Source organism: Bacteroides sp. AM44-19 (genome assembly GCF_003603395.1).
Classification (GTDB): domain Bacteria; phylum Bacteroidota; class Bacteroidia; order Bacteroidales; family Bacteroidaceae; genus Bacteroides; species Bacteroides uniformis.
In genome coordinates this window covers 190,780-215,255 of the sequence record NZ_QTNB01000004.1, presented here as the reverse complement: position 1 = coordinate 215,255, position 24,476 = coordinate 190,780, and the positions used below count along the sequence as shown (strand labels likewise).

Sequence of the window (24,476 nt, the reverse complement as noted above, 5' to 3'; positions counted from 1 at the left end):
TATTTTTCTAACAACAATAAAACAGATGTAACTATGAGACTAAAAAGATTGTTTTTGGGGGTAATGCTTTTGGTGGGCATTACGGGTGCCGGAGCGACAAATGCTGCTCCGGAAGACATCTCTGCTTCTATTTCCTTGAAAGTGCCGGGGAATGATGCCAAGCAATATCCGCTGGCCTTGCAGAAGATGCAGGATGGTATGTACAGCTGCCGGGCTTCGGAAAAGTTACCGTTGGACATCATCCGCCAGGTGGTGGACAAGGATGGCAAACAGCGCATTACCGTCACACTCAAGGCGCTGGAAAATGTGTATTTCAACTACGGGGAACAGATAAAGACCGGTTACAAGCATTCAGACTGCCAGTTCTACATGCCGGGCTTCTGGTATCGCCGCAACCTGCGTTCGCCGAAGGAAGCCCCTTCTTTCCACACATCGGACAGTTGGCTGGTGCGTGAGGACCGTTTGAGCACTCCGCTGACGGCAGCTTTCAATCCGGCAAGTGGTACGTCCATGTCGGTTATCCGTATTGACAAGTTCGACAAGGAAGCTTTGACCACTCATAAGGAGGGAGAGGTAATCTTGTCCGGTGAGACTTCCATCGGATATACCGGTTTCTGCAATGTGGATGGTATGACTGTCTTGGCATACGGTTTCCCCTATAAGGAAGCACCGAAGACATATATCCGCAAATTGACGCTGGCTCCTGCCGTTGAGGCTTTCCAGTTGCTTCGTAAGGGTGACAGCATCTCCATGACTTGGGAGGTGTCCGAAAGGAATGCTGCCGATTTTTCGGAATGCGTACAGCGCACCTGGGAGTATTGTTATGACACTAACCGTCCGAAACCGGTTGACACACCTTACACGGTAGACCGCATGAAGGAGGTGATGAGCAACTTCTTCGTGGAAAGCTATGTTGGCAATACCCCCACTCATTATTATTCCGGTGTAGAGTTGGAGACTGCTACTTGTGCCAATACCGATGTTGCCGAAGTGGGCTTTGTGGGACGTACATTGCTGAACGCTTTCAATGCTTTGGAGTATGGCAAACAGCAGAACCGCCAAGACCTGGTGGACAATGCCAATCATATCTTTGACACTTATCTCCAGAACGGTTTTTCGCCTGCCGGTTTCTTCAACGAAGTGGTACACTACAACCGCGGCTTCAAGGAAACCAGACATAGCATCCGCCGTCAGTCCGAGGGAGTGTATGCCATCTTGAACTATTTGAACTACGAGAAACAGCAGAAGCGTAAACACCCCGAATGGGAGAAACGCATCAAGGGCATGCTGGACAGCTTCCTCAAGTTGCAGAACGAGGACGGCAGCTTCCCGCGCAAGTTCAAGGATGATTTCTCTGTCGTGGATGCCAGCGGTGGTAGCACGCCTTCGGCAACATTGCCTTTGGTGATGGCGTCCAAGTATTTCAAAGACAAGCGTTATCTGGCAAGCGCCAAGCGTACGGTAGACTATCTGGAGAAGGAACTGATATCCAAAGCCGATTATTTCTCTTCTACGCTGGATGCCAACTGCGAGGACAAGGAAGCCTCCTTGTATGCTGCTACGGCTGCTTATTACCTGGCTTTGGTTACCAAAGGAGAAGAGCGTGCACACTATGCCGGTCTGGCAAAGAAAGCCGCTTATTTTGCCTTGTCATGGTATTATACTTGGGATGTTCCTTTTGCCGAAGGTCAGATGCTGGGAGATATCGGCTTGAAAACCCGTGGTTGGGGAAATGTGTCGGTAGAGAATAACCATATCGATGTATTTATCTTCGAATTTGCCGATGTGCTGCATTGGCTCTCCAAGGAGTACAACGAGCCGCGCTTCTCTGACTTTGCCGAGGTGATTTCCACTTCCATGCGCCAGTTACTGCCGTATGAAGGACACATGTGCGGCATTGCCAAAGTAGGCTATTACCCGGAAGTGGTGCAGCATACCAATTGGGATTACGGACGTAACGGAAAGGGATATTACAACAATATCTTCGCTCCGGGCTGGACGGTCGCTTCTTTGTGGGAGTTGTTCACTCCGGGACGTGCGGAGCAGTTCTTGTTGAAAAAATGATAGTCTAAACAGTAACCAATATTGTATTTATGAATAAGATGATGACTTTGTTGGCAAGCGTGATGCTATTGGCATCGGCTTGCACGGGCAAACAGGCGAGTGAAAAGACTGCTTCTGGACTGGAACCTGCGAACTTCCGTACGGAAGTGGATGGCAAGCAGACAGACTTGTTTGTTTTGGAGAATAAGAATGGTATGGAAGTTTGTATTACGAATTTCGGTGGACGTATTGTATCAGTGATGGTGCCGGACAAGGATGGCGTTATGCGTGATGTGGTGCTGGGCTTCGATTCCATTCAGGACTACATCAAGTTCCCTTCGGATTTCGGCGCTACCATCGGACGTTATGCCAACCGCATCAACCAGGGTAAGATTACAGTGGATGGGGTAGAGTATCAGCTGCCGCGCAACAATTACGGTCATTGCCTGCATGGAGGTCCCAAGGGATACCAATATCAAGTGTTCGATGCCCGCCAGTTGAGTAATCAGGTTTTGGAACTGACTTATCTGTCGAAAGACGGAGAGGAGGGCTTCCCGGGTAACCTGACCTGCAAGGTCACTTTCTCGCTGACAGATGACGATGCCATCGACATTCGTTACAGTGCCGAAACAGACCGTACCACTGTTGTCAATATGACGAACCATTCTTACTTTAACCTGGACGGTGACCCCTCCAAGTCCAATTCGGATTATCTGCTCACTATCGATGCAGATGCTTATACCCCCGTGGACAGTACCTTCATGACTACCGGTGAGATTGTTTCCGTAGAAGGTACGGATATGGATTTCCGCACTCCTACTGCTGTTGGCGCCCGTATCGACAATGACTTTGAGCAGTTGAAGAACGGCAAGGGCTATGACCACAACTGGGTACTCAATACGAAGGGCGATGTCACCCGCCCGTGTGCCACCCTCGAATCTCCCTCAACGGGTATTGTGCTTGATGTCTATACCAACGAACCGGGCATTCAGATTTATGCCGGTAACTTCCTGGATGGCACACTGACCGGAAAGAAAGGTATTGTGTACGGTCATCGTGCTTCTGTCTGTCTGGAGACTCAAAAGTATCCCGATACGCCCAACAAGCCGGAATGGCCTTCTGCATTGCTGAAGCCGGGAGAGAAGTATGACAGTCATTGCATTTATCGCTTCTCGGTGAAGAAATAAATATAAGGCAGGCATAGCCTGCCTTTATGGGATGGATATAAATATGACAAGAAGCCTGAAGTATTGAGGCGTACGTTTGTTTGTCCCTATATCTTTGGTGACGGAGAGGAACATTCTATTATTTCCCATTGGAAGTATAATGATGGTTATGGCAGTGTTGAACTTATTAGAGTAACTATAGATGGTGTGGATGCCCGCATCGAATTAGGAGCAGACAAATATCACCCGTTAGTTGTCGCTGTGTTGGCAAAGTAACTTGTTTTTCTTAAATACTCTGTCTTGGTAAAATCTGCACTTTATCAAGACAGAGTTTTTATTCTTTGGAATTACCGCATCGCCAGCGCCTTATTCTCCGCCTCCTCCATAATCTCCCGTTCTCCCGGCCCTTTGTCATTGATGCCGCAAAGGTGGAGGATGCCGTGGATGATGACCCGGTACAGTTCACGTTCGTAGTTGTTATCGGCGAACTGTTCCGCATTGGTGCGTACGGTATCGAGGCTGATGAAGAGGTCACCGCTAAGGCGGTTGCCTTCACAGTAGTCGAAAGTGATGATATCTGTGTAATAATCGTGTTGCAGATATTGGCGGTTCACTTCGAGTATCTTCTCGTCCGAGCAGAAGATGTAGGCGATTTCACCGACTCTTTTTCCGTAAGTGGCGGCTACGGATTTTATCCATTCCGTGGTTTCACGCTTCTTGATGGAAGGCATTTCCACGCCGTCTGTCTGATAACTAATCATTTTATTTACGATTTAATGATTTACGATGTACGATTGAAATTACGTTCTTGCGATTAAGCTAGTTCTTTTAAAAGAAGAATAAGTAACTGATGATGATGGCTGCAATGATGCCGGAAAAATCGGCAATCAGCCCACACGTCACGGCATTCCTCGTTTTGGTGATACCTACGCTGCCGAAATACACAGCAAGAATATAGAATGTGGTGTCCGAAGCGCCACGTGCCACGCAACTCATGCGTCCTACAAATGAATCGGCGCCATACTGTTTCATGGTGTCAATCATCAGTCCGTTGGCACCGCTGCCGCTCAGTGACTTCATCAGGGCAGTGGGTAGGGCACCTACAAAGCTGGTATCTACACCGAATAGTCCTACTACATAACCGATACCGTTCACCAGTATATCCATGGCGCCGGAAGTGCGGAAAACGGCGATTCCAACGAGAAAAGCAACCAGATAAGGGATAATGCGTATGGCAGTGGTAAAGCCTTCTTTGGCTCCTTCTATAAAGGCATCGTATACATTGATTTTCTTCCATAGCCCCCAGAGGATGAACAGCAGGATGATGGAGAACAGCAGTATGTTGGCAATTAAAGTGGAATATACACCCATTTCATCACGGCTAATCTGTGTGAACAGATAAATGAGTGCGGCAAAGAAAAGACTGATGCAGCCAATCAGGATAAGTATGGGCTTGTTCAGCAGGTTGATGCGTTGTGCAATGCTGACGGCAATGACACCGACAATGGTCGAGATGGCAGTCGTTATCAGTGTGGGGATAAAGATGTCCGTGGGTTGGGCGGCACCCATCTGCGAGCGATACATCATGATGCTGACGGGGATAAGTATCAGTCCCGAGGTGTTGAGGACAAGGAACATGACCATCGGATTGGTGGCGGTGTCCTTTTTCGGGTTTAGTTCCTGAAGTTCCTTCATGGCTTTCAGCCCCATTGGAGTAGCGGCATTGTCCAGCCCCAGCATGTTGGCAGAGAGATTCATGAAAATGGAGCCCATGGCAGGATGTCCTTTCGGTATTTCGGGAAAGAGACGGCAGAATACCGGACTCAGCCAACGGGAGAGGGCATTGATCATGCCGCTGTTTTCGCCTATTTTCATCACGCCGAGCCAGAGGGCGAGTATTCCTGTCAGTCCCAGGGATATTTCAAAAGCTGTTTTGGAAGAGGAGAAGGTGGAGTTGACGAGTTCTGTGAATATCTCCACATCACCCATAAAGATGAGTTTGCAGAGGGCCACGATGAATGCGATGACGAAGAATGCTACCCAGATGTAATTTAAAACCATGTATCGTTACTTTGTTCTAATGGATTAATATTTGTTTTCGTTGGCAAGATTCCAGGCGTTGAGGAAAGCTGCTTTGGTTATTTCTATCATTTTCTCCCAGTTCAGCCGATCGGTGTGGTCCGAAGGCTGGTGATAATCGGGATGTCCGTCTGTGTGGTACCAGATGATGGGGATGTTGCACAGGGCAAAAGAAGCATTGTCACTTCCTCCCGTGGGGCGGTCCCAGGCGCGGTAGTCCGGTTGCAGGCGCAAGCTGTAGCGTGCAATGTCCTGCTTCAGCCAGTCGCCGAATACGGGGTGGGCGGCGGTGTAGAAGTAGACAACGTGTTGAGGCTGCTCGGGCTTATTGTTACGGCCTATCATGTCGAAATTGAGATAACCTTTCACCTGGCTGATGAAAGGACAGCTTTGTACAAAGTATTTTGAGCCGAGCAATCCCTTTTCTTCCCCATCCCAAAAGGCAAAGATGACCGTGCGCAGAGGCTTCTGTCCGGTGGCAAGAAATGCACGGGCTATCTGCAGGACGGCAGAGACACCGGAGGCATTGTCGTCTGCACCGTTGTATATCCGGTCGTTTGCCAGCGTCTCGTCCACACCCAGATGGTCGAAGTGGGCACCTACGATGACATATTCATCCGGTCGTTCTCCCGGGATGGTTCCCAATACATTACTCATCTGCAGGATGCGGTGGACGCCTTGTTCGAGGATGGCGATGGAGTCGGGATGCACTTGCCACCGTCCCCGTTGCTGGCGCTCCTTGTTGTATGCCTCGAAGGGTTGATAATAATTGTCCTTTTCCAGCGGGGCAATGCCGGCTTCTTTCAGGCAGGATGCCAGATAGCGGGCAGCCAGTCGTGAACCGTGCATGCCTGCTTCGCGTCCTTGCAGCTCATCGTCGGCAAGAAAACCGACAATAGCCTCGGCCGAAGTGCGGCTGATGCTTTGCAATCCCTTTTCTTGTGGAGATTGTGCATGTAAGGATAGTGCGAAAGAAAGGCAGCAGATTGCTCCCAAAACAGCTTTATACATGTCGTACGGTTTTAAGGATTGGACATACCGGTTGCAAAATTAAAGATAACTTTCCATAGTTCCGATATAAATGTCGTATTTTTGTCCGTTGGTGGATGAATTCAAATCCGTGTAAATCAAATGAGAGAAGGATGAAAAAGAAGAATGAAGCAGTGGAAACCGTCTTGTGCGAACGTGTGCTTTCGGCAGAAGAAGTGGCGTGCATCTCGGTACAGATTCAGCAGGAATTGGAGGCGTATATCGACCCGGTGAAAAGGGAGTATCTTCCCCGTTTCTTCAAGACCGGAAAGGGGCAGTATGGCGAGGGGGATAAGTTTCTGGGAGTGGTGGTACCCAACACCCGGCAGGTGGCAAAGCAGCACAAGCACGAACCTTTTGGGGTAATGGCAACCTTGCTTCAGAGTGAATGGCACGAGTGTCGCCTTTGTGCCTTGCTGATGTTGGTGGAGCGATTCAAAAAGAGCGATGAAAAGGGGAAAAAGGAGATTTATGACTTTTACCTTTCGCAAACGGGCCGTATCAATAATTGGGATTTGGTCGATTTGTCTGCCCCCGGCATTGTGGGCGAATATTTGAAAGACAAACTTCGTAAAGACCTCTACCGGCTGGCGGATAGTCCGCTGCTTTGGGACCAGCGCATTGCTGTGGTATCTACCTATACTCTTATCAAAAATAGTGATTTCATCGATATATTAGCCCTTTCGGAACGGCTGCTCCATCATAAGCATGACTTGATGCAAAAGGCGGTAGGATGGATGCTCCGGGAGATGGGTAAGCGGGACAAGGACTTGCTGGTACAATTCTTGGAGAAGTATTGCAGGACGATGCCGCGAACGATGTTGCGCTATGCCATAGAGAAGTTTCCGGAGGAGGAGCGCAAGGAGTTTATGAAGCGCTGATGGGGAATGAAAATCGTTAAACTGTATTTTGCTCTTCTTGCCAACAAGTTGACAAGTTTTTGCCACCTTATTGGCAAGACTTTGCCACCGCGTTGGCAAACTTTTGCCATAGGCATGGCAAAGTTTTGCCAAAGGTGAGGCAAAGAGTTGGCAAAATTAGTCTCTGATGGTCAGTGCGTTACCAAAGGTAGCCTTCTGCGTAACTATCAAATTCTGTAGCCATGCCGGCATCCAGATGTCTGAAGACGTTCAGTACGGATTGTTGCTCTTCGGGGAGCAGCAGGCGTTCGCCTTTGCGGGCGCGGTAGTAGGTGCGTTGGCCGAAGCCGGCTATCAGGTTGGCGATGGCGATTCCCCGCTTGTTGTAGGGTAGGCTGTTCAGCATGTTCATGAAGCCTTTGGCGTAACGCGCCTTCTGACTGGAGCGGTAGAAGGGGCATTCCCCTTTGACGGTGGCAAGGCGTTTGGGGCTGATGATTTTCCAGTAATCCTTTTCGGTAGGCATGCTCTGCATGGCGAGCTGGCGGAGGCAGGTGGCAGCCTTGGGGCATTGCCCGTTGAGGCATAAGGGGTAGTCGAAGGGGACTTGGGTAAAGGATATTTCTTCTTTCATAAGTAGCGTGTTCTATGCATTGTGCTTTCAGCAGGGGGGAGATTCGGCTTGCTGTCAGTAAATGGCTGGTTATTCTGCACAAATGTAGGAAGAAAGTGTGAGCCTGCAAATATATTTCAAGTATATATCTTGCTACTTCTATCGTTTTTTCTGTAATTTGCCTCCGGGCAGCATAATATTCCGTTGTATGGAGCGTACCAGGTATGTCATACGCCTTTTACTTATGTGAAAAAAGAAAGGGGATGAGTGCTATCTCAAAATAAATTCGTTATTTTGCAGGAAACAAAAGGAATATCCCTATGATTACTTATCTTAAAATAAATGGTTTTAAGTCATTTCATAATTTTGAAATGGAGTTTACCCCTTTGACCATTGTTGCAGGAACAAATGCTGCTGGGAAGAGTAACTTGTTTGATGCATTGAATCTGTTGTCACGCTTGGCTGAAGTGGACAAAATACATACAGCATTCAGAGAAGGGCAAAGAGGTGATTTGTTTGAACTATTCACTCAGTATGATGAACATGCTTATGCCGATGAAATGGAGTTTTGTGTGGAAGTGCTGGTAAATCGTGAAGTGACTGATGCTTGGGGAGCTACTGCAAGATTGAAATATACGAGGTTGCGTTATGAACTAAAAATACATCGCTTTGTAAACTCCAGTGGTATTGATGATTTAGAAGTTGTTTATGAACATTTGGCTACATTGAAACATCAAGAAGACAAATGGATAAAACTTTTGCCTAAAGAACAAATAGAATTTTGGAGACCTAAAGTAATTACAGGGAAACGTGGTCAACCTTATATCTATACACAAGAGCAAAATGAATTGCCTACGGTATTTGTTCCTCAAGATGGTGGTGGAGGTAACAAGCGAAGTTTTCCCCTGAGAAATGCTACGCGTACGGTATTGAGCAGCATTGATTCTGTTGATTTCCGCCATATTCTGGCCGTGAAGCAGGAAATGATCAGTTGGCGTTTCTTACAGTTGAACCCGGAGGATTTACGTCAACCCACAAGTAAGAGGACGGGAGAAGATGTCATTGGTGTTTCTGGGAAAAACCTGGCTGCAGCATTATTTAGGATTCAGCAGGAAGATAAATATTCATTGGTAGAGATATCTCGTGAATTAAATAGTTTTATTCCCAACTATACCCAGGTCTTTGTAGAAGATGATACAGAAAACAAGCAGTATATCATTTATCTGAAGAATGTGGACGGAAAGAAATACTCTTCCCGCGTGTTGTCCGAGGGTACGTTGCGATTGCTTACGCTTTGCATCCTGCAACACGATATGAAATACTCCGGTTTGCTTTGTTTTGAAGAACCGGAGAATGGCATTCACCCATTTAGGATAAAATCAATGGCGAAATTATTGAAGGATTTGACCACTAACTTTGAAGACCATGATCTACCTTTAAGACAAGTGATTGTGAATACGCATTCTACCGTTTTTGTCGGTGAAATTCAGAAATGGGAAGATGATTTGAATGTTTCCATCCATTTTGCGGAGATGAAATCAAGAGTGCTTTCTTTGCCATCGGGCAATAAGGTGAAACTCGATGTTTCGAAAATTATACAAGTTCCTAAAGAAGGGCAATTGACTATCAATTTCTCTGAGCAAGAACGAAAGCTTTCTTTGCAAATGATTAAGGAGTACTTAGAAAATACCCTAAAGGAGTGGTAATATGGCTAGACAATTATTTATTGGATTAATCACGGAAGGCCCTACGGATGTACGTTTCTTGCAGAGTGTGGTGGAAAGGACTTTTATTGATGTGGCTTTTGAATGCGAGAATGATTTAGAACCATACGTGAAATGCTTGACTGTGGAAAAAGTGCGACTTAGTTTTAATGAATATGTAGAGAAAGCTTCACGTCGAGGAATGGAAGAGATGGGTATGGATATACTTTGTGTCCATACAGATGCTGATAGTAAGGATACTAAAAGAGCCTATGCTGAAAAGATAAATCCGGCCAAAGAGTTCTTGTCTGATAAGAAAGGGGAGATTTGCAAGAGTCTGATTCCTATTGTTCCAGTGAGGATGGTAGAAGCATGGATGCTTGCTGACAAAGAACTATTAAAAGAGGAAATGGGTACAAGGATGTCGGATGAAGAATTGGGTATAAATCGTATGCCGGAACTTTATCTTGATCCTAAGGCTACCATTATACAAGCCATAGGTAAATCTAATCGGACTACGACACGTAGGCATAGGAAGGATTTGGATATTAGTGAACTATATGCTTCCATTGGTGCGAGGTTGGAATTGGAAAAGTTGCATCTGCTTCCTTCATATAGGCAATTTGTGGATGAGGTCAGAGAAGCCTACAGACAGTTGGGATTGTTACGGTAATGTGGAAAAATCAATAGGAAATAAAGCAGTGTTTGGAACATGATAGATAGTATGGAACAAGAAGATTTTGATATACGCAACCAGCAGCCCGTCACCAGCCGAGAACGTGATTTCGAGAATGCTCTCCGTCCGTTGAATTTTGAGGATTTCAGCGGGCAGGACAAGGTGGTGGACAATCTGCGCATATTTGTGAAAGCTGCCCGCCTGCGTGGCGAGGCGCTAGACCATGTGCTGCTTCACGGCCCTCCCGGATTGGGAAAAACAACACTCAGCAATATCATAGCCAACGAACTGGGCGTAGGTTTCAAGATAACTTCCGGTCCGGTACTCGACAAGCCGGGGGATTTGGCGGGAGTGCTTACCAGCCTGGAGCCCAATGATGTACTTTTCATCGACGAAATACACCGGTTGAGCCCCGTAGTGGAGGAATATCTGTACTCAGCCATGGAGGACTACCGCATAGACATCATGATAGACAAAGGCCCTTCTGCCCGAAGCATACAGATTGATTTGAATCCTTTCACGCTGGTGGGAGCTACCACGCGTAGCGGTCTGTTGACAGCTCCGTTGCGTGCCCGTTTCGGTATCAACCTGCATCTGGAATATTACGATGATGATGTGTTGAGCGGCATTATCCGTCGTTCGTCCGGCATCCTCGATGTGCCTTGCTCCGTAAGGGCTGCCGCCGAGATTGCGAGCCGCAGCCGTGGCACACCGCGTATTGCCAATGCATTGCTGCGCCGTGTACGCGATTTTGCCCAGGTGAAAGGTTCGGGGAGTATCGATACGGAAATCGCACAGTTTGCCCTCGAAGCCCTGAATATCGACAAATACGGTCTGGATGAGATAGATAATAAGATACTCTGCACCATCATTGACAAGTTCAAAGGCGGCCCGGTGGGACTGACCACCATTGCCACCGCTTTGGGCGAAGATGCCGGCACGATAGAGGAAGTCTATGAACCGTTCTTGATAAAAGAGGGTTTCCTGAAACGTACCCCCCGTGGGCGTGAAGTGACGGAGCTTGCCTACAAGCATTTGGGGCGGAGTTTCTATAGTAGCCAGCGTACCTTGTTTGGCGACGAGTGATTCATTAATCATTAATCACTAACCATTAATCATTAAAAAGAAGTGGCCGGATTAAAATCATTGGCAAAAGAAACTGCCATTTATGGGCTGAGCAGTATTGTGGGGCGTTTCCTCAATTACCTGCTGGTGCCCGTATATACCATGGCGATGTCCGCACAGAGTGGCGGCTATGGCGTAGTGACGAATGTATATGCGTGGGTGGCCCTCATGCTGGTATTATTGACGTGCGGCATGGAAACCGGTTTCTTCCGCTTTGCCAATAAAGGGGAGGATGACCCGATGCGTGTGTACTCCACGACATTACTCAGTGTGAGTATGGGGGCGCTTACTTTCCTTGCATTGGGGCTGCTGTTTCTCGACCCTATTGCCGGATGGATGGAGTACAGTGAGCATCCCTGGTACGTGGGCATGATGATGATTGTGGTGGCGATGGATGCTATTCAAAGCATTCCTTTCGCTTATTTGCGCTACAAGAAGCGTCCCATTAAGTTTGCGGCACTCAAACTGCTGTTCATCTTCCTGAATATAGCACTGAATCTGGTCTATTATGTAGGGATGAAAGGGGATGACGTGGGCTATGCCTTCCTTTTCAATCTGATATGCACCTCTACCATTATGCTTTGCATGATTCCGGAGTTACGCGGGTTTGCTTATGTGCTGGATAAAAAACTGTTGAAGCGGATGCTTGCTTACAGTCTGCCGTTACTGGTACTTGGCTTGGCGGGTATCTTGAATCAGGTGGCCGATAAGATTATTTTTCCTTTTGTCTATCCGGATGAGGCGGAAGCTACTGTGCAGTTGGGCATTTATGGAGCTGCCAGCAAAATTGCTATGGTGATGGCGATGCTTACACAAGCTTTCCGCTATGCATACGAGCCTTTTGTCTTCGGAAAGAGCCGGGACAAAGACAATAAGCAGGTATATGCGCAGGCCATGAAGTTTTTCATCATCTTTACACTGCTGGCATTCCTGGCTGTCATGTTCTATCTGGATATTTTGCGCTATATCATCGGCCCTGATTACTGGCCGGGATTGCGGGTAGTGCCTATCGTGATGGCTGCCGAAATCTTTATGGGTATCTATTTCAATCTTTCCTTCTGGTACAAGCTGATTGACGAAACGCGTTGGGGAGCCTACTTCTCCCTGATAGGTTGCGCGGTGCTGGTAGTGATGAACATACTTCTGATTCCCCGATACAGTTATATGGCTTGTGCCTGGGCAGGATTCTGTGGCTATGGTATCGCCATGCTTCTGTCCTATTTCGTAGGGCAGAAGAAGTATCCCATTCAGTATGACCTGAAGGCTATCGGTAGTTATGTGCTGCTTGCGGCAGTACTCTATCTGGCTGCCGAATATGTCCCGATAGAAAATATCTACCTGCGTATGGTGTACCGTACCGTTTTGTTGCTGGTCTTTGTGGCCTATATCGTGCGGCGTGATATGCCTCTCGGCAGCATACCCGTCATCAGCTGGTTGATAAAGAAATAAACTACTGAATAGTAAATCGTCAAATTGTAAATATCATGGATTCTGACAACAGAAATACCTTCGCTATCAAGACTTTTCTGAAAGACTATCTTGATTTGCGTAAAGACAAGGACAATGAACTGGAAACTGTAGATTCCATCCGTAAGGGAGTGGAATTCAAAGGAGCCAATCTTTGGATTCTGATATTCGCCATATTCATGGCCTCGTTGGGATTGAATGTAAACTCCACAGCCGTGATTATCGGTGCCATGCTCATCTCGCCGCTGATGGGGCCTATCATGGGCGTGGGGCTTTCTGTGGGGTTGAATGATTTTGAATTGATGAAGCGGTCTTTGAAGAGCTTCTTGATAACTACCTTGTTCAGTGTGACCACTGCTACCATTTTCTTTCTGGTGAGTCCCGTTGCCGAGGGGCAGTCGGAATTGCTGGCACGTACGTCACCCACCATTTATGACGTATTCATCGCCTTGATGGGTGGCTTGGCAGGTGTGACGGCGCTCTCTACCAAAGAGAAAGGAAATGTGATTCCGGGTGTTGCCATTGCCACGGCTTTGATGCCGCCTCTCTGTACGGCAGGCTACGGGCTGGCAACGGGTAACTTGATTTATTTCCTCGGTGCATTCTATCTTTATTTCATCAATTCCGTGTTTATCAGTCTTGCCACTTTCCTGGGCGTGCGCGTGATGCACTTCCAGCGCAAGGAGTTTGTGGATAAGAACCGGGAGAAGAAAGTACGTAAATATATTGTCCTGATTGCTATCCTGACCATGTGTCCCGCTGTCTATCTGACGGTAGGTATCGTCCAGGATACCTTCTTTGAGAGTGCTGCCAACCGTTTTGTCAACGAGCAGCTCTCCTTTGAGAATACGCAGGTGCTGGACAAGAAAATCCATCACGAGGGCAAGGGCCACGAAATACGTGTCGTGCTGATTGGGCAGGAGGTGCCCGAAGCTTCCATCGCCATTGCCCGCAGCAAGATGAAAGACTATAAGCTGGACAATACCAAGCTGATAGTCCTCCAAGGTATGAACAATGAAGCGGTGGATATTTCTTCCATCCGTGCCATGGTGATGGAAGACTTCTACAAGAACAGTGAGCAGCGTCTGGTGGAACAGAAACAGAAGATTGCCACACTGGAGCAGAATTTGGAAAGATACAAAACCTTCGATGAATTGGGCAAGAAGATTATCCCAGAACTGAAAGTGCTCTACCCGTCGGTAAAGACCGTATCAATATCTCATGCGATTGAACTGGCGGTAGATTCTGTACGGGTGGATACTGTGACCCTTGCCGTCTTGAAATTCGGCAAGCATCCGGGTGCGCACGAGAAGGAAAAGATTGCGGAGTGGCTCAAGGCGCGTACGGGTGCCAAGCAATTGAGGCTGATTACTGAATAATACAAGAATTGACGGAATGAAAATAAGATTTATACTGATAGCTGTCTGCTTCCTTTTTTCTCTGCCGGGACAAGCGGATGAAGGGATGTGGATGCTGGGAAATCTGAACAAGCAGACACGCCAGACCATGAAAGAGTTGGGCTTGCAGATGTCTGTCAACAAGCTATACAATACGAAACGCCCGTCTCTGAAGGATGCGGTAGTCAGCTTCGGAGGCTTTTGTTCCGGAGTGGTGGTGTCCGGGGACGGGCTGGTGTTTACCAATCATCACTGCGGCTTCAGCAGCATACAGCAACACTCGTCTGTGGAGCACGACTATCTGAAAGACGGCTTTGTGGCACGTAATCTTAGTGAAGAACTGCCTAATCCGGAACTTTACGTCCGCTTCCTCTTGCACCAGCAAGACGTGACCCGTCGGGTACTTGGAGCAGTAAAACCGGATATGAACGAATCTGAGCGTACAAGTGTAGTAGATTCGGTGATGCTGGTCATTGGCGAAGAGGTTTCTCGTAAAGACTCCACGCTGATAGGCATTGTGGATGCTTACTATGGAGGCAATGAATTCTGGCTTTCCGTTTATCGCGACTACAATGATGTGCGTCTGGTATTTGCACCCCCTTCTTCAGTGGGCAAGTTCGGCTGGGACACTGACAACTGGGTATGGCCACGCCATACGGGCGACTTCGCCGTATTCCGTATCTATGCCGGCAAAGACAACCGTCCTGCCGACTACTCTCCCGACAATGTTCCCTACCATCCCGAATACGTGGCTCCGATATCCCTGGACGGCTATCGTGAGGGTTCCTTCTGTATGACGATGGGCTATCCGGGCAGTACGGAACGCTATCTTTCCTCTTTTGGCATCGAAGAGATGATGACCACCACCAACCAGGCTCAGATAGATGTCCGTGGTGTGAAGCAGGCCATCTGGAAGCGTGAAATGGATAGCCGTGACAGCATCCGCATCAAGTACGCTTCCAAATACGACGAAAGTTCCAATTATTGGAAGAACAGCATAGGAGTGAACCGCACCATCAAGAAACTGCATGTGCTGGACAAGAAGCGTGCCATGGAGACCGAACTCCGTCGCTGGATACAGCAGACACCGGAGGAGCGGGAACATCTGCTGCATCTTTTTTCCGACCTGGAGCTGAACTACAAGAGCCGCCGTGATGCTTATCGTGCCAGAGCTTACTTTGCCGAATCTTTCCTGAACGGTCCGGAACTGGTGCAGCTTGCTTTGTCCATCCTCAACTTCGACTTTGAGGGGGAAGAGAAAACGGTGGTTGCCAATCTGAAAGCTATCGTTGAGAAATATGCCAATCTGGACTTGGGCATTGACAAGGAAGTGTTTACAGCACTGTTGAAAGAATACCGCTCCCAAGTGGATTCCACCTATCTGCCCGAGCTCTACCAGACGATTGCGACAGAATACGGAGGTAACGAGCGTACCTATGTGGATAGTCTTTATGCCCGCTCGGAGCTGACCACCCCCCGTGGATTGAAGCGTTTTCTGGAGCAGGACACCACCTATCAGATATATAATGACCCTGCCATCAACTTGGGCATCGACCTCATCACGAAGCTATTCGAGATGAATATGCAGGTACAGCAGGCTTCCGGTGAAATCGAGCGGAATGAACGTTTGTTCAACTCTGCCGTGCGACGTATGTACGCATCCCGTAACTTCTATCCCGACGCCAACTCCACCATGCGTTTGAGTTTTGGCACTGTCTGCGGTTATGCCCCCTTCGACGGAGCGGAATATGATTATTATACCACCGCGAAAGGTATTCTGGAGAAAGTCAGAGCCCATGCAGGCGATGTGGATTTTGAAATGCAGCCTGAGTTGCTATCCCTTCTTTCCTCCGGTGATTTCGGTAGATATGCCGATGAGAAGGGAGAAATGAATGTCTGCTTTATCTCCAATAATGACATTACGGGAGGCAATTCCGGCAGTGCCATGTTCAATGCCAAAGGAGAACTTCTGGGGCTTGCCTTCGATGGGAACTGGGAAGCCATGAGCAGCGACATCCTTTATGAGCCGAAGATGCAGCGCACCATCGGGGTAGATGTACGCTACATACTGTTTATGATTGAGAAGTATGGGAAGGCAGGAAATCTGATTCAGGAACTGAAGCTTGCCAATCCTTAACGTGTGCCCCCTGCCTATACTTTTATGGGTGATATTTTCTAAATCACTCCACGGATACGGTCATCGAATGCCGAGAGTGCTGCCTTTGCCCCTTCGCCCATGGCAATGACTATCTGCTTGTAGGGAACATTCGATACATCCCCTGCCGCATATACCCCCGGAAGTGTGGTACGGCAGAAAGCGTCAATCTTAATCTCCCCGGTCGGAGTCGTTTCCAGCTTGTCGCGGAAAGGAGCGCTGTTGGCTGCCAAACCGATTTGCACGAAGATGCCGTCTAACGGGAAGTCGCGTTCCTCGCCGGTAAGGCGGTCCTTGATGCGGATAGAAGTTACTTTTTCCCCGTTTCCATCGACTTTTACGGTCTGTGACGAGGTGAAGATTTCCACATTCGGCAGGCTCCGGGCTTTCTCTTGCAGCACTTGGTCGGCTTTCAGTGTATCGGCAAATTCGAATACCGTTACCTTCCGGCAGATGCCTGCCAGGTCGATGGCAGCTTCAATCCCCGAGTTACCTCCACCGATAACCGCCACATGCTTGCCTTGATAGAACGGACCGTCGCAATGCGGACAGAATGCCACGCCGCGTCCTATGTATTCCGCTTCGCCCTCCACATTCAGTTTGCGCCAGCTTGCCCCTGTGACAATGATTACTGCCGGTGCATGGAACACCTCGCCGCCTACGGTGGAGACACTTTTTTCCGTTCCCTGCAACTTTACTTTCTCTATCTTACGCTCCTCGAAAATCTCTATCGGATAGTGCTCTATATGTGTGCGGAGTGCGTTGGCAAGTTCTGCACCAGTAGTCTGCGGCACGGAGATAAGGTTTTCTATGCCTACCGTCTCTTTTACCTGTCCGCCTATGCGCTCGGCAACAATCGCCACCCGTAGGCCCTTGCGTGCAGAGTAGATGGCTGCGGAAGCTCCGGCTGGTCCACCGCCCAATACCAGCACGTCGAAATCTCTCTCTATCGGTGCTTCGTCCTCTTGCGGAGCACTGCCGAAGGCTTCTTCCAGCTTCTGCAAAAGCTCTCCTAAAGAACCGCGACCTACGTGAAGCAGCTTGCCATTAGCGTAGACTGACGGCACGGCTTGTATCTTCAGCGCATCCACTTCCTCTTGATTAAGCGCCCCGTCCACCATCTCGTGGGTGACGTGCGGATTCAGCAATGCGATGATGTTCAGTGCCTGCACCACATCCGGACAGTTGGTGCAAGTAAGCGATACATACGTTTGCAGGCTGATGTCGCCTTGCAACGCCCGGATGCGGCGACGAATTGCTTCGTCCGGCAGATTTTTCCCCTTTCCATCGGCATTCAGCACGGCAAGCAGGAGGGAAGTGAACTCGTGTCCGCCGGGGATGCCGCGGAACTTGATGCCGGTTTCCACATCGTCTTTCAGCAATGTGAACTCCAACACGGGGTTCTCTATCTCACTCATCCGGCAGGAGAGCTTGTCGGAACAGCTTGCCACATCCTTCAAGAATCCGATAAGCTCTTGTGCCTGCTCGTGACCCGGATGATAGGTGATGTGAAAGACGTAGCGGGCTTCCAAATGCTGGAATACGCTCCGCACCTGGTCTAATATAGTTGTTTCTAACATGATTAATAGGGTGTTTGGGGTGAGAAAATAGTCTTTTAATATGTTTGATATAGAGTAGTTGCAGAACTTGTGAGGAAGTACTCCAATACTCCTTCGAAAGTACTGCGGTACTCCTTTGAAAGTACTACAGTACTTCTGTACAAGTACTGCGGACGTCTTAAAGGAAAGCGGACGTCTTTCTATGGTGAAAGCGCCCGCTCCTCCTATTACTTATCAAATCTTTCCTACAAGGTCGATGCTCGGCTTCAAAGTTTCCGCTCCTTTCTTCCACTTGGCAGGGCATACTTCTCCATCGTGTGTGGCAACAAACTGTGCAGCTTCTACCTTGCGCAGCAGCTCGTCGGCATTGCGTCCGATGTTGTTGTCCTGTATCTCGGCAATCTTGATTTTACCCTCGGGATTTACGAGGAATGTGCCGCGATATGCCATGCCTTCCTCTTCAATCATCACGCCGAATGCGCGGCTCAGTACGCCTGTGGGGTCGGCAAGCATGGGGTACTTAATCTTGCGGATGCTTTCGGAAGCATCGTGCCATGCCTTGTGCACAAAGTGCGAGTCTGTGCTTACAGAATATACTTCTACGCCCATTGCTTGGAATTGGTCATATTTCTCTGCGATGTCTACCAGCTCGGTAGGGCATACGAAGGTAAAGTCTGCCGGATAGAAGAAGAAAATGGCCCATTTACCTTTTACGTCTTCGTGGGATACTGTTTTGAAACTTCCGTTTTGGAAAGCCTGAACCTTGAATTCAGGGAGTTGTGAGTTGATGATCGGTTCCATAATTTTTCTCTTTTAATAGGTTTAGTTTTTTGTTTTACCAATGCGAAGATTGTGCAGACAGAATGTAGAAGCCAGTTTGCTTGATGATGCTGAGGTGCAACCGACCTTCGCTTTTTCTGTTTGCAAAAATATAGCATTTTTCCCCGATAGAACAAAAAATCCGATTGAAAGATTTTATGGAGCGATAGATGAAATCTATACGACTGCTTGGGTTGCTTTCAGTGAGAGCATTTCCTTGGGTACGGAAAGTTTTATCTCCTTAACCAGCACTTCGAGCAGCGTGTGGCGGATAAAGTTCTTATTGGTCAGCAGCACGACCTGGCGGGTGGGGCAGGGGATGGCGAAGGAACGTACCAGCTCTTTCTGGGCATCGCCCAGTTGCAGAACGGCCAGTTCGGGGATGAAGGTCACGCCTTTGCCGCTTTCTACCATGCGCATAAAGGTCTCCATGCTGCCCAAGTGATAGGCAAGCTGGCTGGCACGTGCCGACTTCATCTGGCAGAAGCGCACCAGCTGGTCGCGGAAGCAATGGCCCTCGTCGAGCAGCCAAAGCTGTTCGCCGTTCAGGTCGGAAGTACGGATTACCTCGTTGTTGAAGAGGGCGTCTTCGCGCGACACGTAGGCAAAGAACTGTTCATAGAACAACGGCGTCTGCTGCAACTCTTCCATACCTGTCAGACTCGCTACGATACCTGCATCTATTTCTCCCGTCTGCAGGGCTTTCTTGATGTCGTTTGTTTTCATTTCGACTACCCGGATGTCGAGGTCGGGGTATTTCTTCATCAGCTGCGGAAAGAAACGGGGCAGGAGGTAAGGAGCTACGGTGGGAAGTATGCCCAGCTTGAAGATGCCGGTCAGTGAGTGTTTTTCTTCTTCTATAATATTCTTTATACGGTTGGCTTGAACCAATATATTCTGTGCTTGTTCTATGATGTGGATACCGACGGGAGTGGGGCATACCGGCTGCTGGCTGCGGTCAAAAATCCGGGTGTCCAGTTCCTCTTCCAGTTTCTGAATCATGGCACTGAGGGTGGGCTGTGTCACGCGGCAATATTCGGCTGCTTTGGCAAAGTGGCGGAACTGGTTGACGGCAAGGATGTATTCCAATTGTTGTAAAGTCATGATGAACAAGGCATTTGAAGGTTATGTATAGAGTTCGTCTATGCAAAGATAGAAATTATCTGTTTGACAAGCCTTGATTTACCCCTTATCTTTGCAATACCCAAAAGAAAAATAGTATAAATATTTAAAACAATAGAATTATGAAAACTTTAGATTACTTGCATTTGAATGAAAAGAAAGTGGCTGGCGTAGCATCAGCATTGCACCAATTATTGGCCGACTTCCAGGTACATTACACCAATCTGCGCGGTATGCACTGGAACATCAAGGGACACGGCTTCTTTGTGCTGCACGAGAAGTTCGAGAGTATGTATGACGATACCGCCGAGAAGATTGACGAGATTGCAGAGCGCATCTTGATGCTGGGTGGCGTGCCCGAGAATAAGTTCAGTGAATACCTGAAGGTTGCCAACGTGAAGGAAGTGTCCGACATCTCTTGCGGCAGTGAGGCTGTGGACCATATCCTCGAGACTTACGGCTACCTGATTGGTGAAGAGAGAAAGGTAATTGAACTGGCAAATGAAGCTGGCGATGACGTGACGGCAGATTTGATGACCGGCTACCTGAAAGAGCAGGAGAAAATGGTTTGGATGCTCGTTGCATTCAGTACGAAAAGCTGCACGAAATAAAGGATAAAGAGTCGTGAAAAAGGATAGGGTGATAAAACGGTAGCGGATGCTGCCGGTTTTATCACCCTATTATCTTTCTATAGTTTATATCACTTCTTCTTCGGTGTCCGTCTTGCCCACCCTTCTTCACTGAAGTCGGGCTCTGCATCCTTAAAGTCATTGTTGCCCTGGAAGAACTGTTTCCAGTCATCCTTTTTGCCACGGGCTTTGGTGTAACCCCGCTCTTCGCGGCTGGGCTTGCCTTTCTTCTTGTCGTTTGCAGGACTTTCGGCCTTTTCGCTGCGTTTGCCGGTGGCATCGTTCCGTTTGCCGTCTTCCTTGTAACTGCGCTTCTTGCTGTCAAACTCTTTTTTCCCATGGCTTCCGGCTGTACCCGGACGTTTGCCCCTCGGAGCCTCCTTACCCTCGTCTCCAGCAACCTCTACGGATACTTTACGGCCGTTCCAGCTGGCGCGGTTCAGGGCCTTCACTACATTGGTGGCTTCCTTTTCCTCCACTTCGAAGAAGGAGAACTTCTGCATCAGGTCAATTCGTCCCAGCTCTACACGTCCACGTGTATTGTTGTTCAGCAGGCTGATTAATTCGTTGGGGAAGAAGTTGTCCATTTTACCCAGGTTGATGAACAAGCGGGTAAAGCCGGGTTCTGCTTTGCGGCTGCTTCTACGGTCGTTGCGGTCGCCCCTCTCGCCACTTCTTGCACCACGCTCACTACCGGTTGCTGTCTCTATCTCGTCACGGCCGCGATAGTAATCCAGGAAACGGTTGAATTCATGCGAAACCATGCGTTTAATCAGGTCCTCTTTGCTCAGCCAATCCAGCTTGCGGTAGATGTCGGTCATAAAGTCGGCGATTTCCTCCTCGTTCACTTTCACCTTTTCAAGATCGTCTATCACTTTGAGCAGTTGCTTTTCGCATATCTGTTTGCCGGTGGGCATTTCGCCTGCAATGAATTTCTTGCCGATGATGCGCTCAATCTCGCGCATTTTGCCTTTCTCTCGCAGGTTGATGATGGCGATGGAAGTCCCGGTTTTGCCGGCACGTCCCGTACGGCCGCTGCGGTGGGTATAACTCTCGGTGTCATCGGGCAATCCGTAGTTGATGACGTGTGTCAGGTCGTCCACATCGAGGCCGCGTGCGGCAACGTCCGTGGCAACCAGCAGTTGTAGGTTGCGGATGCGGAACTTTTGCATCACGGTGTCACGCTGCGCTTGACTCAGTTCGCCGTGCAGCGAGTCGGCATTATAGCCTTCCTGCATCAACTTGTCAGCTATTTCCTGCGTTTCTTTGCGGGTACGGCAGAAGATGATGCCGTATATCTGCGGATAGTAGTCCACAATACGTTTCAGGGCAGCATACTTGTCTTTGGCATGTACACAGAAGGCTACGTGTTTCACGTTGCTGGTGCTTTCATTTTTGCGTCCGATGGTGATTTCCTTGGCATCGCGCAGGTACTTCTTGGAGATGCGTGCGATTTCCGGGCTCATGGTAGCGGAGAACAGCAAGGTGTTGCGCTCCTGCGGCACATCGGCGAGAATGGCGTTGATGCTGTCTGTGAATCCCATGTTCAGCATTTCGTCCGCTTCGTCCATAACCACGTTCTGTATGGTGGCGAGGGACACGGTTTTGCGTTCCATCAGGTCCAGCAGTCGTCCCGGTGTGGCTACGATGATGTGTACACCCCGTTTCAGGGCGCGTATCTGGCTTTCGATGGACGAGCCTCCATATACGGGCAACACTCGCAAGCCATCGGTATATTTAGAATAATCGTTCAAGTCGCCTGCTATCTGCAAACAAAGTTCGCGGGTGGGGCAGAGAATAAGTGATTGGGGAATTCGGTTGTTGACGTTAATCTTCTGTATGAGCGGCAGGCCGAACGCTGCGGTCTTTCCTGTTCCTGTTTGTGCCAGTGCTACTACATCATTGTTTTCTCCTAAAAGGTAGGGAATTACTTCCTCTTGTACCGGCATGGGCTGCTCGTAACCCATTTCTTCGATGGCGCGGCGTATCTCCGGCGACACACCGAGCTCTTCAAATGTCTTCATTAAATCTTCTGTATATCTTTATCTTTATATTTCGGGCGCAAAGATAGTGCTTTTCAATGGATAATTGATAATTGATGGTTGATAATTATGCAATTACATGATAAAATCGTTTTTTATTGGCTACTCATTATCCATTATCCATTGTCAATTATCCGTTAAAAGAATGTCTTGCAGTCTCTTTCTTTCTTCTTTTGTCAGACCGATGCCTCTTTGCAGGTAGGTGTCGGTATCTCCATACCTTCGTTTCATTTCTTCAATGGCGGCATTCAGGAAATCTTCGCGTGCCGAGAATACGGTAGTGATGGCCTCTTGCGAGCGTGCCGGAAGCTGGTAAGCATATCGGGAGGCCGCCGGGATGTTGAAGTAGTCGTTGCTGAGGCGATAATCTTCCATGATGATGTCTTCGTCCACTCCAAGGGAGGCAAGCACAAGTGCCGATACGATGCCCGTGCGCCCTTTGCCCGAAGAGCAATGGATTACGACGGGATAATTGTTCTTGTCCAGCAGGATATCGAAAATCCGGCGATATTCTTTGGTGTAGTTGTTGATGAGTTCGCGGTTCATCTGCTCCACGATTCGGTAGACAGTATCGCTCTTGATTTTCTGTTCCTGTACACCTTTCAGGATATACTCCATGTCGCCGGTAGGAATGGGGATATGGATCACTTTGAATGCCTGTTGCAAAGGGCTTTGTCTATTCGCTTCGACAGATGAACGCAGGTCGATGATAGTCCTTATGCCTATGTTCTTGAGCTCTTTGCGCGAACACGGTTTCAGTTTATCTATTTCGGCAGAGCGGTACAGCATGCCCCAATGCACTTTCTTTTGGGTGGGATAGGAGGAATAGCCTCCCAGGTCTCGGAAGTTCTGTATGCCGGGGATGTTGATGTTGCGGGTGGCAATCTTTACCCGGTATTTGTCAGCGAATACAAGTGTGTAGTAGTATCGTTGTGTAGGGTCGGTAGTGATGACAGTCATCTTCAGGTCGGAGATGTTGGCGACGGCAACGGGAACATCTTCGGGGATATGGTTGGGATTGGTCGAAGCATATACCTTCACATTTCCTTTGATGAGAGGGGCCATTTCCCATTTTACAATGCAGTTGCCCACGTTGTTTTCTTCGCATACAACGGAAATGTGAGGGGCAGTGCCATTGCAGGAAGGGAGCAGCACTGCCAAAACAAGCAAGTTCAATAAGTTCTTATACATAATTCGTAACCTCTCTGATGTCGTTAATCACAAATATATGTAATTTACCCACAGAAGGTAACAGCAATGCCAAGCTTTTATATTTCTTTTTTGAACTTTAAAAAAACTGCTATAGATTCTTTCGTGCATAGGCAGGTTGGTTTACAATGTTACATCAGCGAACCGGGAGGTGGTAATGGGGGGAGTTTCCCTTGGGGCTTTTGTCTCCATGACAGCATGATGTAATTGAGTTGTTTTCCCACTTCTCCGGGTTTAAAGTGTATTTGTTCTTTCAGTTTTACTTCGATTTCCCTATATACATGCAGTGGTACTCTGGCGTATGGGCTAAAGGTCGTGAAATTGAAATTCACTTCCATTACTTTCCCCGTATCCGGACTGAGTAGCATGGTTATTGTGAACTCACGCTTTCCGAGTTCATCTGCCATGGCTTTGGTAAAAGCTTCGTCCACAATGAAGTCTGCTTGTTTACTCATGGAGCTATTGTATTCAATTACTTTTTTTTCATTCCAGCTACCGATGTATATTTTTCCTGTGGCTTTATATACAATATCTTTGTATGTCAACTTGTTCTCTTTGTTATAAAGAGTCACAAACTGGCTACCGTCATCTACGTCACATTGATACGTATAACCATCTACCTCGAAAGTGGTGGTTTTTTTATAAATGACTGTTCCTTCAAGCGATTCTTCTGTTCTGATAGGTTTATCCTGTGCTACACAAGGGTAGATGTATCCTATAAGCAGTGTAATAAGCAATAGTCTTTTCATTCGTCACAATTTTTAGTTGTTAATTTTGTATGTT

The 24,476-nt window shown here is 48.2% G+C and carries 21 protein-coding genes; 11 read left to right on the top strand and 10 right to left on the bottom strand.

What is annotated here, in order from left to right:
• The first annotated feature begins 33 nt into the window (after positions 1-33).
• The 3 genes from DW947_RS08945 (at position 34) to DW947_RS08935 (ending at position 3,485) form a co-directional block, all read left to right on the top strand.
• Positions 34-2,064 (top strand): hypothetical protein, encoded by a 2,031-nt coding sequence (locus tag DW947_RS08945; protein ID WP_117963403.1) that lies wholly within the window; start codon positions 34-36, stop codon positions 2,062-2,064.
• A gap of 29 nt (positions 2,065-2,093) precedes the next feature.
• Entirely contained in the window at positions 2,094-3,230 is a 1,137-nt protein-coding gene (locus DW947_RS08940; protein ID WP_117720922.1) for an aldose epimerase family protein, read from the top strand.
• 63 nt (positions 3,231-3,293) lie between these two features.
• Positions 3,294-3,485, top strand: coding sequence for a hypothetical protein (locus DW947_RS08935; protein WP_229095646.1), 192 nt, complete (start codon positions 3,294-3,296; stop codon positions 3,483-3,485).
• 71 nt (positions 3,486-3,556) lie between these two features.
• Here DW947_RS08935 and ybeY read toward each other — a convergent pair whose 3' ends face one another.
• From ybeY to DW947_RS08920, 3 genes are all read right to left on the bottom strand, one after another.
• Entirely contained in the window at positions 3,557-3,970 is a 414-nt protein-coding gene (gene ybeY / locus DW947_RS08930; protein WP_005826129.1) for an rRNA maturation RNase YbeY, read from the bottom strand.
• A 67-nt stretch (positions 3,971-4,037) separates the two neighbouring features.
• Positions 4,038-5,270, bottom strand: coding sequence for a nucleoside recognition domain-containing protein (locus DW947_RS08925; protein ID WP_008662144.1), 1,233 nt, complete (start codon positions 5,268-5,270; stop codon positions 4,038-4,040).
• 24 nt (positions 5,271-5,294) lie between these two features.
• Complete coding sequence (locus DW947_RS08920) at positions 5,295-6,299, bottom strand: M28 family metallopeptidase (RefSeq protein WP_057087335.1); 1,005 nt, start codon at positions 6,297-6,299, stop codon at positions 5,295-5,297.
• Between the two features lie 131 nt (positions 6,300-6,430).
• Here DW947_RS08920 and DW947_RS08915 point away from each other — a divergent pair, with 131 nt between their 5' ends.
• On the top strand, positions 6,431-7,198 hold the full coding sequence (locus tag DW947_RS08915; RefSeq protein WP_117963401.1) for a DNA alkylation repair protein: 768 nt from the start codon (positions 6,431-6,433) through the stop codon (positions 7,196-7,198).
• Positions 7,199-7,376: 178 nt separating this feature from the next.
• Here the strand turns inward: DW947_RS08915 and DW947_RS08910 are convergent, their stop codons facing one another.
• Positions 7,377-7,811: a DUF6078 family protein gene (locus DW947_RS08910; RefSeq protein ID WP_005833904.1), complete on the bottom strand. Its 435-nt coding sequence runs from the start codon at positions 7,809-7,811 to the stop codon at positions 7,377-7,379.
• Between the two features lie 299 nt (positions 7,812-8,110).
• Here DW947_RS08910 and DW947_RS08905 point away from each other — a divergent pair, with 299 nt between their 5' ends.
• From DW947_RS08905 to DW947_RS08880, 6 genes are read left to right on the top strand one after another with little or no spacing between them, the layout of a single operon-like run.
• Positions 8,111-9,496 (top strand): AAA family ATPase, encoded by a 1,386-nt coding sequence (locus DW947_RS08905; RefSeq protein WP_016272131.1) that lies wholly within the window; start codon positions 8,111-8,113, stop codon positions 9,494-9,496.
• A gap of 1 nt (position 9,497) precedes the next feature.
• The gene (locus tag DW947_RS08900) at positions 9,498-10,166 is read left to right on the top strand and encodes a DUF4276 family protein (protein WP_016272130.1); all 669 of its coding nucleotides are present in this window, start codon (positions 9,498-9,500) and stop codon (positions 10,164-10,166) included.
• A 51-nt stretch (positions 10,167-10,217) separates the two neighbouring features.
• The gene (gene ruvB / locus DW947_RS08895) at positions 10,218-11,255 is read left to right on the top strand and encodes a Holliday junction branch migration DNA helicase RuvB (protein WP_087332910.1); all 1,038 of its coding nucleotides are present in this window, start codon (positions 10,218-10,220) and stop codon (positions 11,253-11,255) included.
• Between the two features lie 42 nt (positions 11,256-11,297).
• Positions 11,298-12,743, top strand: a complete 1,446-nt coding sequence (locus DW947_RS08890; RefSeq protein ID WP_005833900.1) for a lipopolysaccharide biosynthesis protein — start codon at positions 11,298-11,300, stop codon at positions 12,741-12,743.
• Between the two features lie 35 nt (positions 12,744-12,778).
• The gene (locus tag DW947_RS08885; RefSeq protein WP_005833899.1) at positions 12,779-14,140 is read left to right on the top strand and encodes a TIGR00341 family protein; all 1,362 of its coding nucleotides are present in this window, start codon (positions 12,779-12,781) and stop codon (positions 14,138-14,140) included.
• Positions 14,141-14,156: 16 nt separating this feature from the next.
• Complete coding sequence (locus tag DW947_RS08880; protein WP_117963399.1) at positions 14,157-16,295, top strand: S46 family peptidase; 2,139 nt, start codon at positions 14,157-14,159, stop codon at positions 16,293-16,295.
• A gap of 38 nt (positions 16,296-16,333) precedes the next feature.
• Here DW947_RS08880 and ahpF read toward each other — a convergent pair whose 3' ends face one another.
• The 3 genes from ahpF to DW947_RS08865 form a co-directional block, all read right to left on the bottom strand.
• Positions 16,334-17,893, bottom strand: coding sequence for an alkyl hydroperoxide reductase subunit F (gene ahpF, locus DW947_RS08875; RefSeq protein WP_005826109.1), 1,560 nt, complete (start codon positions 17,891-17,893; stop codon positions 16,334-16,336).
• 213 nt (positions 17,894-18,106) lie between these two features.
• Positions 18,107-18,673 (bottom strand): alkyl hydroperoxide reductase subunit C, encoded by a 567-nt coding sequence (gene ahpC / locus DW947_RS08870; protein ID WP_005826106.1) that lies wholly within the window; start codon positions 18,671-18,673, stop codon positions 18,107-18,109.
• A gap of 195 nt (positions 18,674-18,868) precedes the next feature.
• Complete coding sequence (locus DW947_RS08865; protein WP_117963397.1) at positions 18,869-19,795, bottom strand: hydrogen peroxide-inducible genes activator; 927 nt, start codon at positions 19,793-19,795, stop codon at positions 18,869-18,871.
• Positions 19,796-19,935: 140 nt separating this feature from the next.
• On the opposite strand from DW947_RS08865, the gene DW947_RS08860 reads away from it, so the two are divergent.
• On the top strand, positions 19,936-20,424 hold the full coding sequence (locus DW947_RS08860; RefSeq protein ID WP_005826103.1) for a Dps family protein: 489 nt from the start codon (positions 19,936-19,938) through the stop codon (positions 20,422-20,424).
• Positions 20,425-20,513: 89 nt separating this feature from the next.
• On the opposite strand, the gene DW947_RS08855 is transcribed toward DW947_RS08860, so the two are convergent.
• From DW947_RS08855 to DW947_RS08845, 3 genes are all read right to left on the bottom strand, one after another.
• Positions 20,514-22,466 carry a DEAD/DEAH box helicase gene (locus DW947_RS08855; RefSeq protein WP_009037442.1) on the bottom strand — a complete coding sequence of 651 codons (1,953 nt, stop codon included), beginning with the start codon at positions 22,464-22,466 and terminating at the stop codon, positions 20,514-20,516.
• A 144-nt stretch (positions 22,467-22,610) separates the two neighbouring features.
• Positions 22,611-23,675 carry a tyrosine-protein phosphatase gene (locus tag DW947_RS08850; protein WP_005826099.1) on the bottom strand — a complete coding sequence of 355 codons (1,065 nt, stop codon included), beginning with the start codon at positions 23,673-23,675 and terminating at the stop codon, positions 22,611-22,613.
• A 149-nt stretch (positions 23,676-23,824) separates the two neighbouring features.
• On the bottom strand, positions 23,825-24,442 hold the full coding sequence (locus DW947_RS08845; RefSeq protein WP_005826097.1) for a DUF5043 domain-containing protein: 618 nt from the start codon (positions 24,440-24,442) through the stop codon (positions 23,825-23,827).
• Positions 24,443-24,476 lie beyond the last annotated feature (34 nt).

Coding starts and splice junctions, on each gene's coding strand:
- DW947_RS08920 (WP_057087335.1), bottom strand. CDS start 6,299: ATGTATAAAGCTGTTTTGGGAGCAATCTGCTGCCTTTCTTTCGCACTA.
- DW947_RS08910 (WP_005833904.1), bottom strand. CDS start 7,811: ATGAAAGAAGAAATATCCTTTACCCAAGTCCCCTTCGACTACCCCTTA.
- ruvB (WP_087332910.1), top strand. CDS start 10,218: ATGGAACAAGAAGATTTTGATATACGCAACCAGCAGCCCGTCACCAGC.
- DW947_RS08865 (WP_117963397.1), bottom strand. CDS start 19,795: ATGACTTTACAACAATTGGAATACATCCTTGCCGTCAACCAGTTCCGC.
- DW947_RS08925 (WP_008662144.1), bottom strand. CDS start 5,270: ATGGTTTTAAATTACATCTGGGTAGCATTCTTCGTCATCGCATTCATC.
- DW947_RS08940 (WP_117720922.1), top strand. CDS start 2,094: ATGAATAAGATGATGACTTTGTTGGCAAGCGTGATGCTATTGGCATCG.
- DW947_RS08850 (WP_005826099.1), bottom strand. CDS start 23,675: ATGTATAAGAACTTATTGAACTTGCTTGTTTTGGCAGTGCTGCTCCCT.
- DW947_RS08880 (WP_117963399.1), top strand. CDS start 14,157: ATGAAAATAAGATTTATACTGATAGCTGTCTGCTTCCTTTTTTCTCTG.
- ybeY (WP_005826129.1), bottom strand. CDS start 3,970: ATGATTAGTTATCAGACAGACGGCGTGGAAATGCCTTCCATCAAGAAG.
- DW947_RS08885 (WP_005833899.1), top strand. CDS start 12,779: ATGGATTCTGACAACAGAAATACCTTCGCTATCAAGACTTTTCTGAAA.
- DW947_RS08855 (WP_009037442.1), bottom strand. CDS start 22,466: ATGAAGACATTTGAAGAGCTCGGTGTGTCGCCGGAGATACGCCGCGCC.
- DW947_RS08905 (WP_016272131.1), top strand. CDS start 8,111: ATGATTACTTATCTTAAAATAAATGGTTTTAAGTCATTTCATAATTTT.
- DW947_RS08860 (WP_005826103.1), top strand. CDS start 19,936: ATGAAAACTTTAGATTACTTGCATTTGAATGAAAAGAAAGTGGCTGGC.
- DW947_RS08915 (WP_117963401.1), top strand. CDS start 6,431: ATGAAAAAGAAGAATGAAGCAGTGGAAACCGTCTTGTGCGAACGTGTG.
- ahpC (WP_005826106.1), bottom strand. CDS start 18,673: ATGGAACCGATCATCAACTCACAACTCCCTGAATTCAAGGTTCAGGCT.
- DW947_RS08945 (WP_117963403.1), top strand. CDS start 34: ATGAGACTAAAAAGATTGTTTTTGGGGGTAATGCTTTTGGTGGGCATT.
- DW947_RS08900 (WP_016272130.1), top strand. CDS start 9,498: ATGGCTAGACAATTATTTATTGGATTAATCACGGAAGGCCCTACGGAT.
- ahpF (WP_005826109.1), bottom strand. CDS start 17,893: ATGTTAGAAACAACTATATTAGACCAGGTGCGGAGCGTATTCCAGCAT.
- DW947_RS08845 (WP_005826097.1), bottom strand. CDS start 24,442: ATGAAAAGACTATTGCTTATTACACTGCTTATAGGATACATCTACCCT.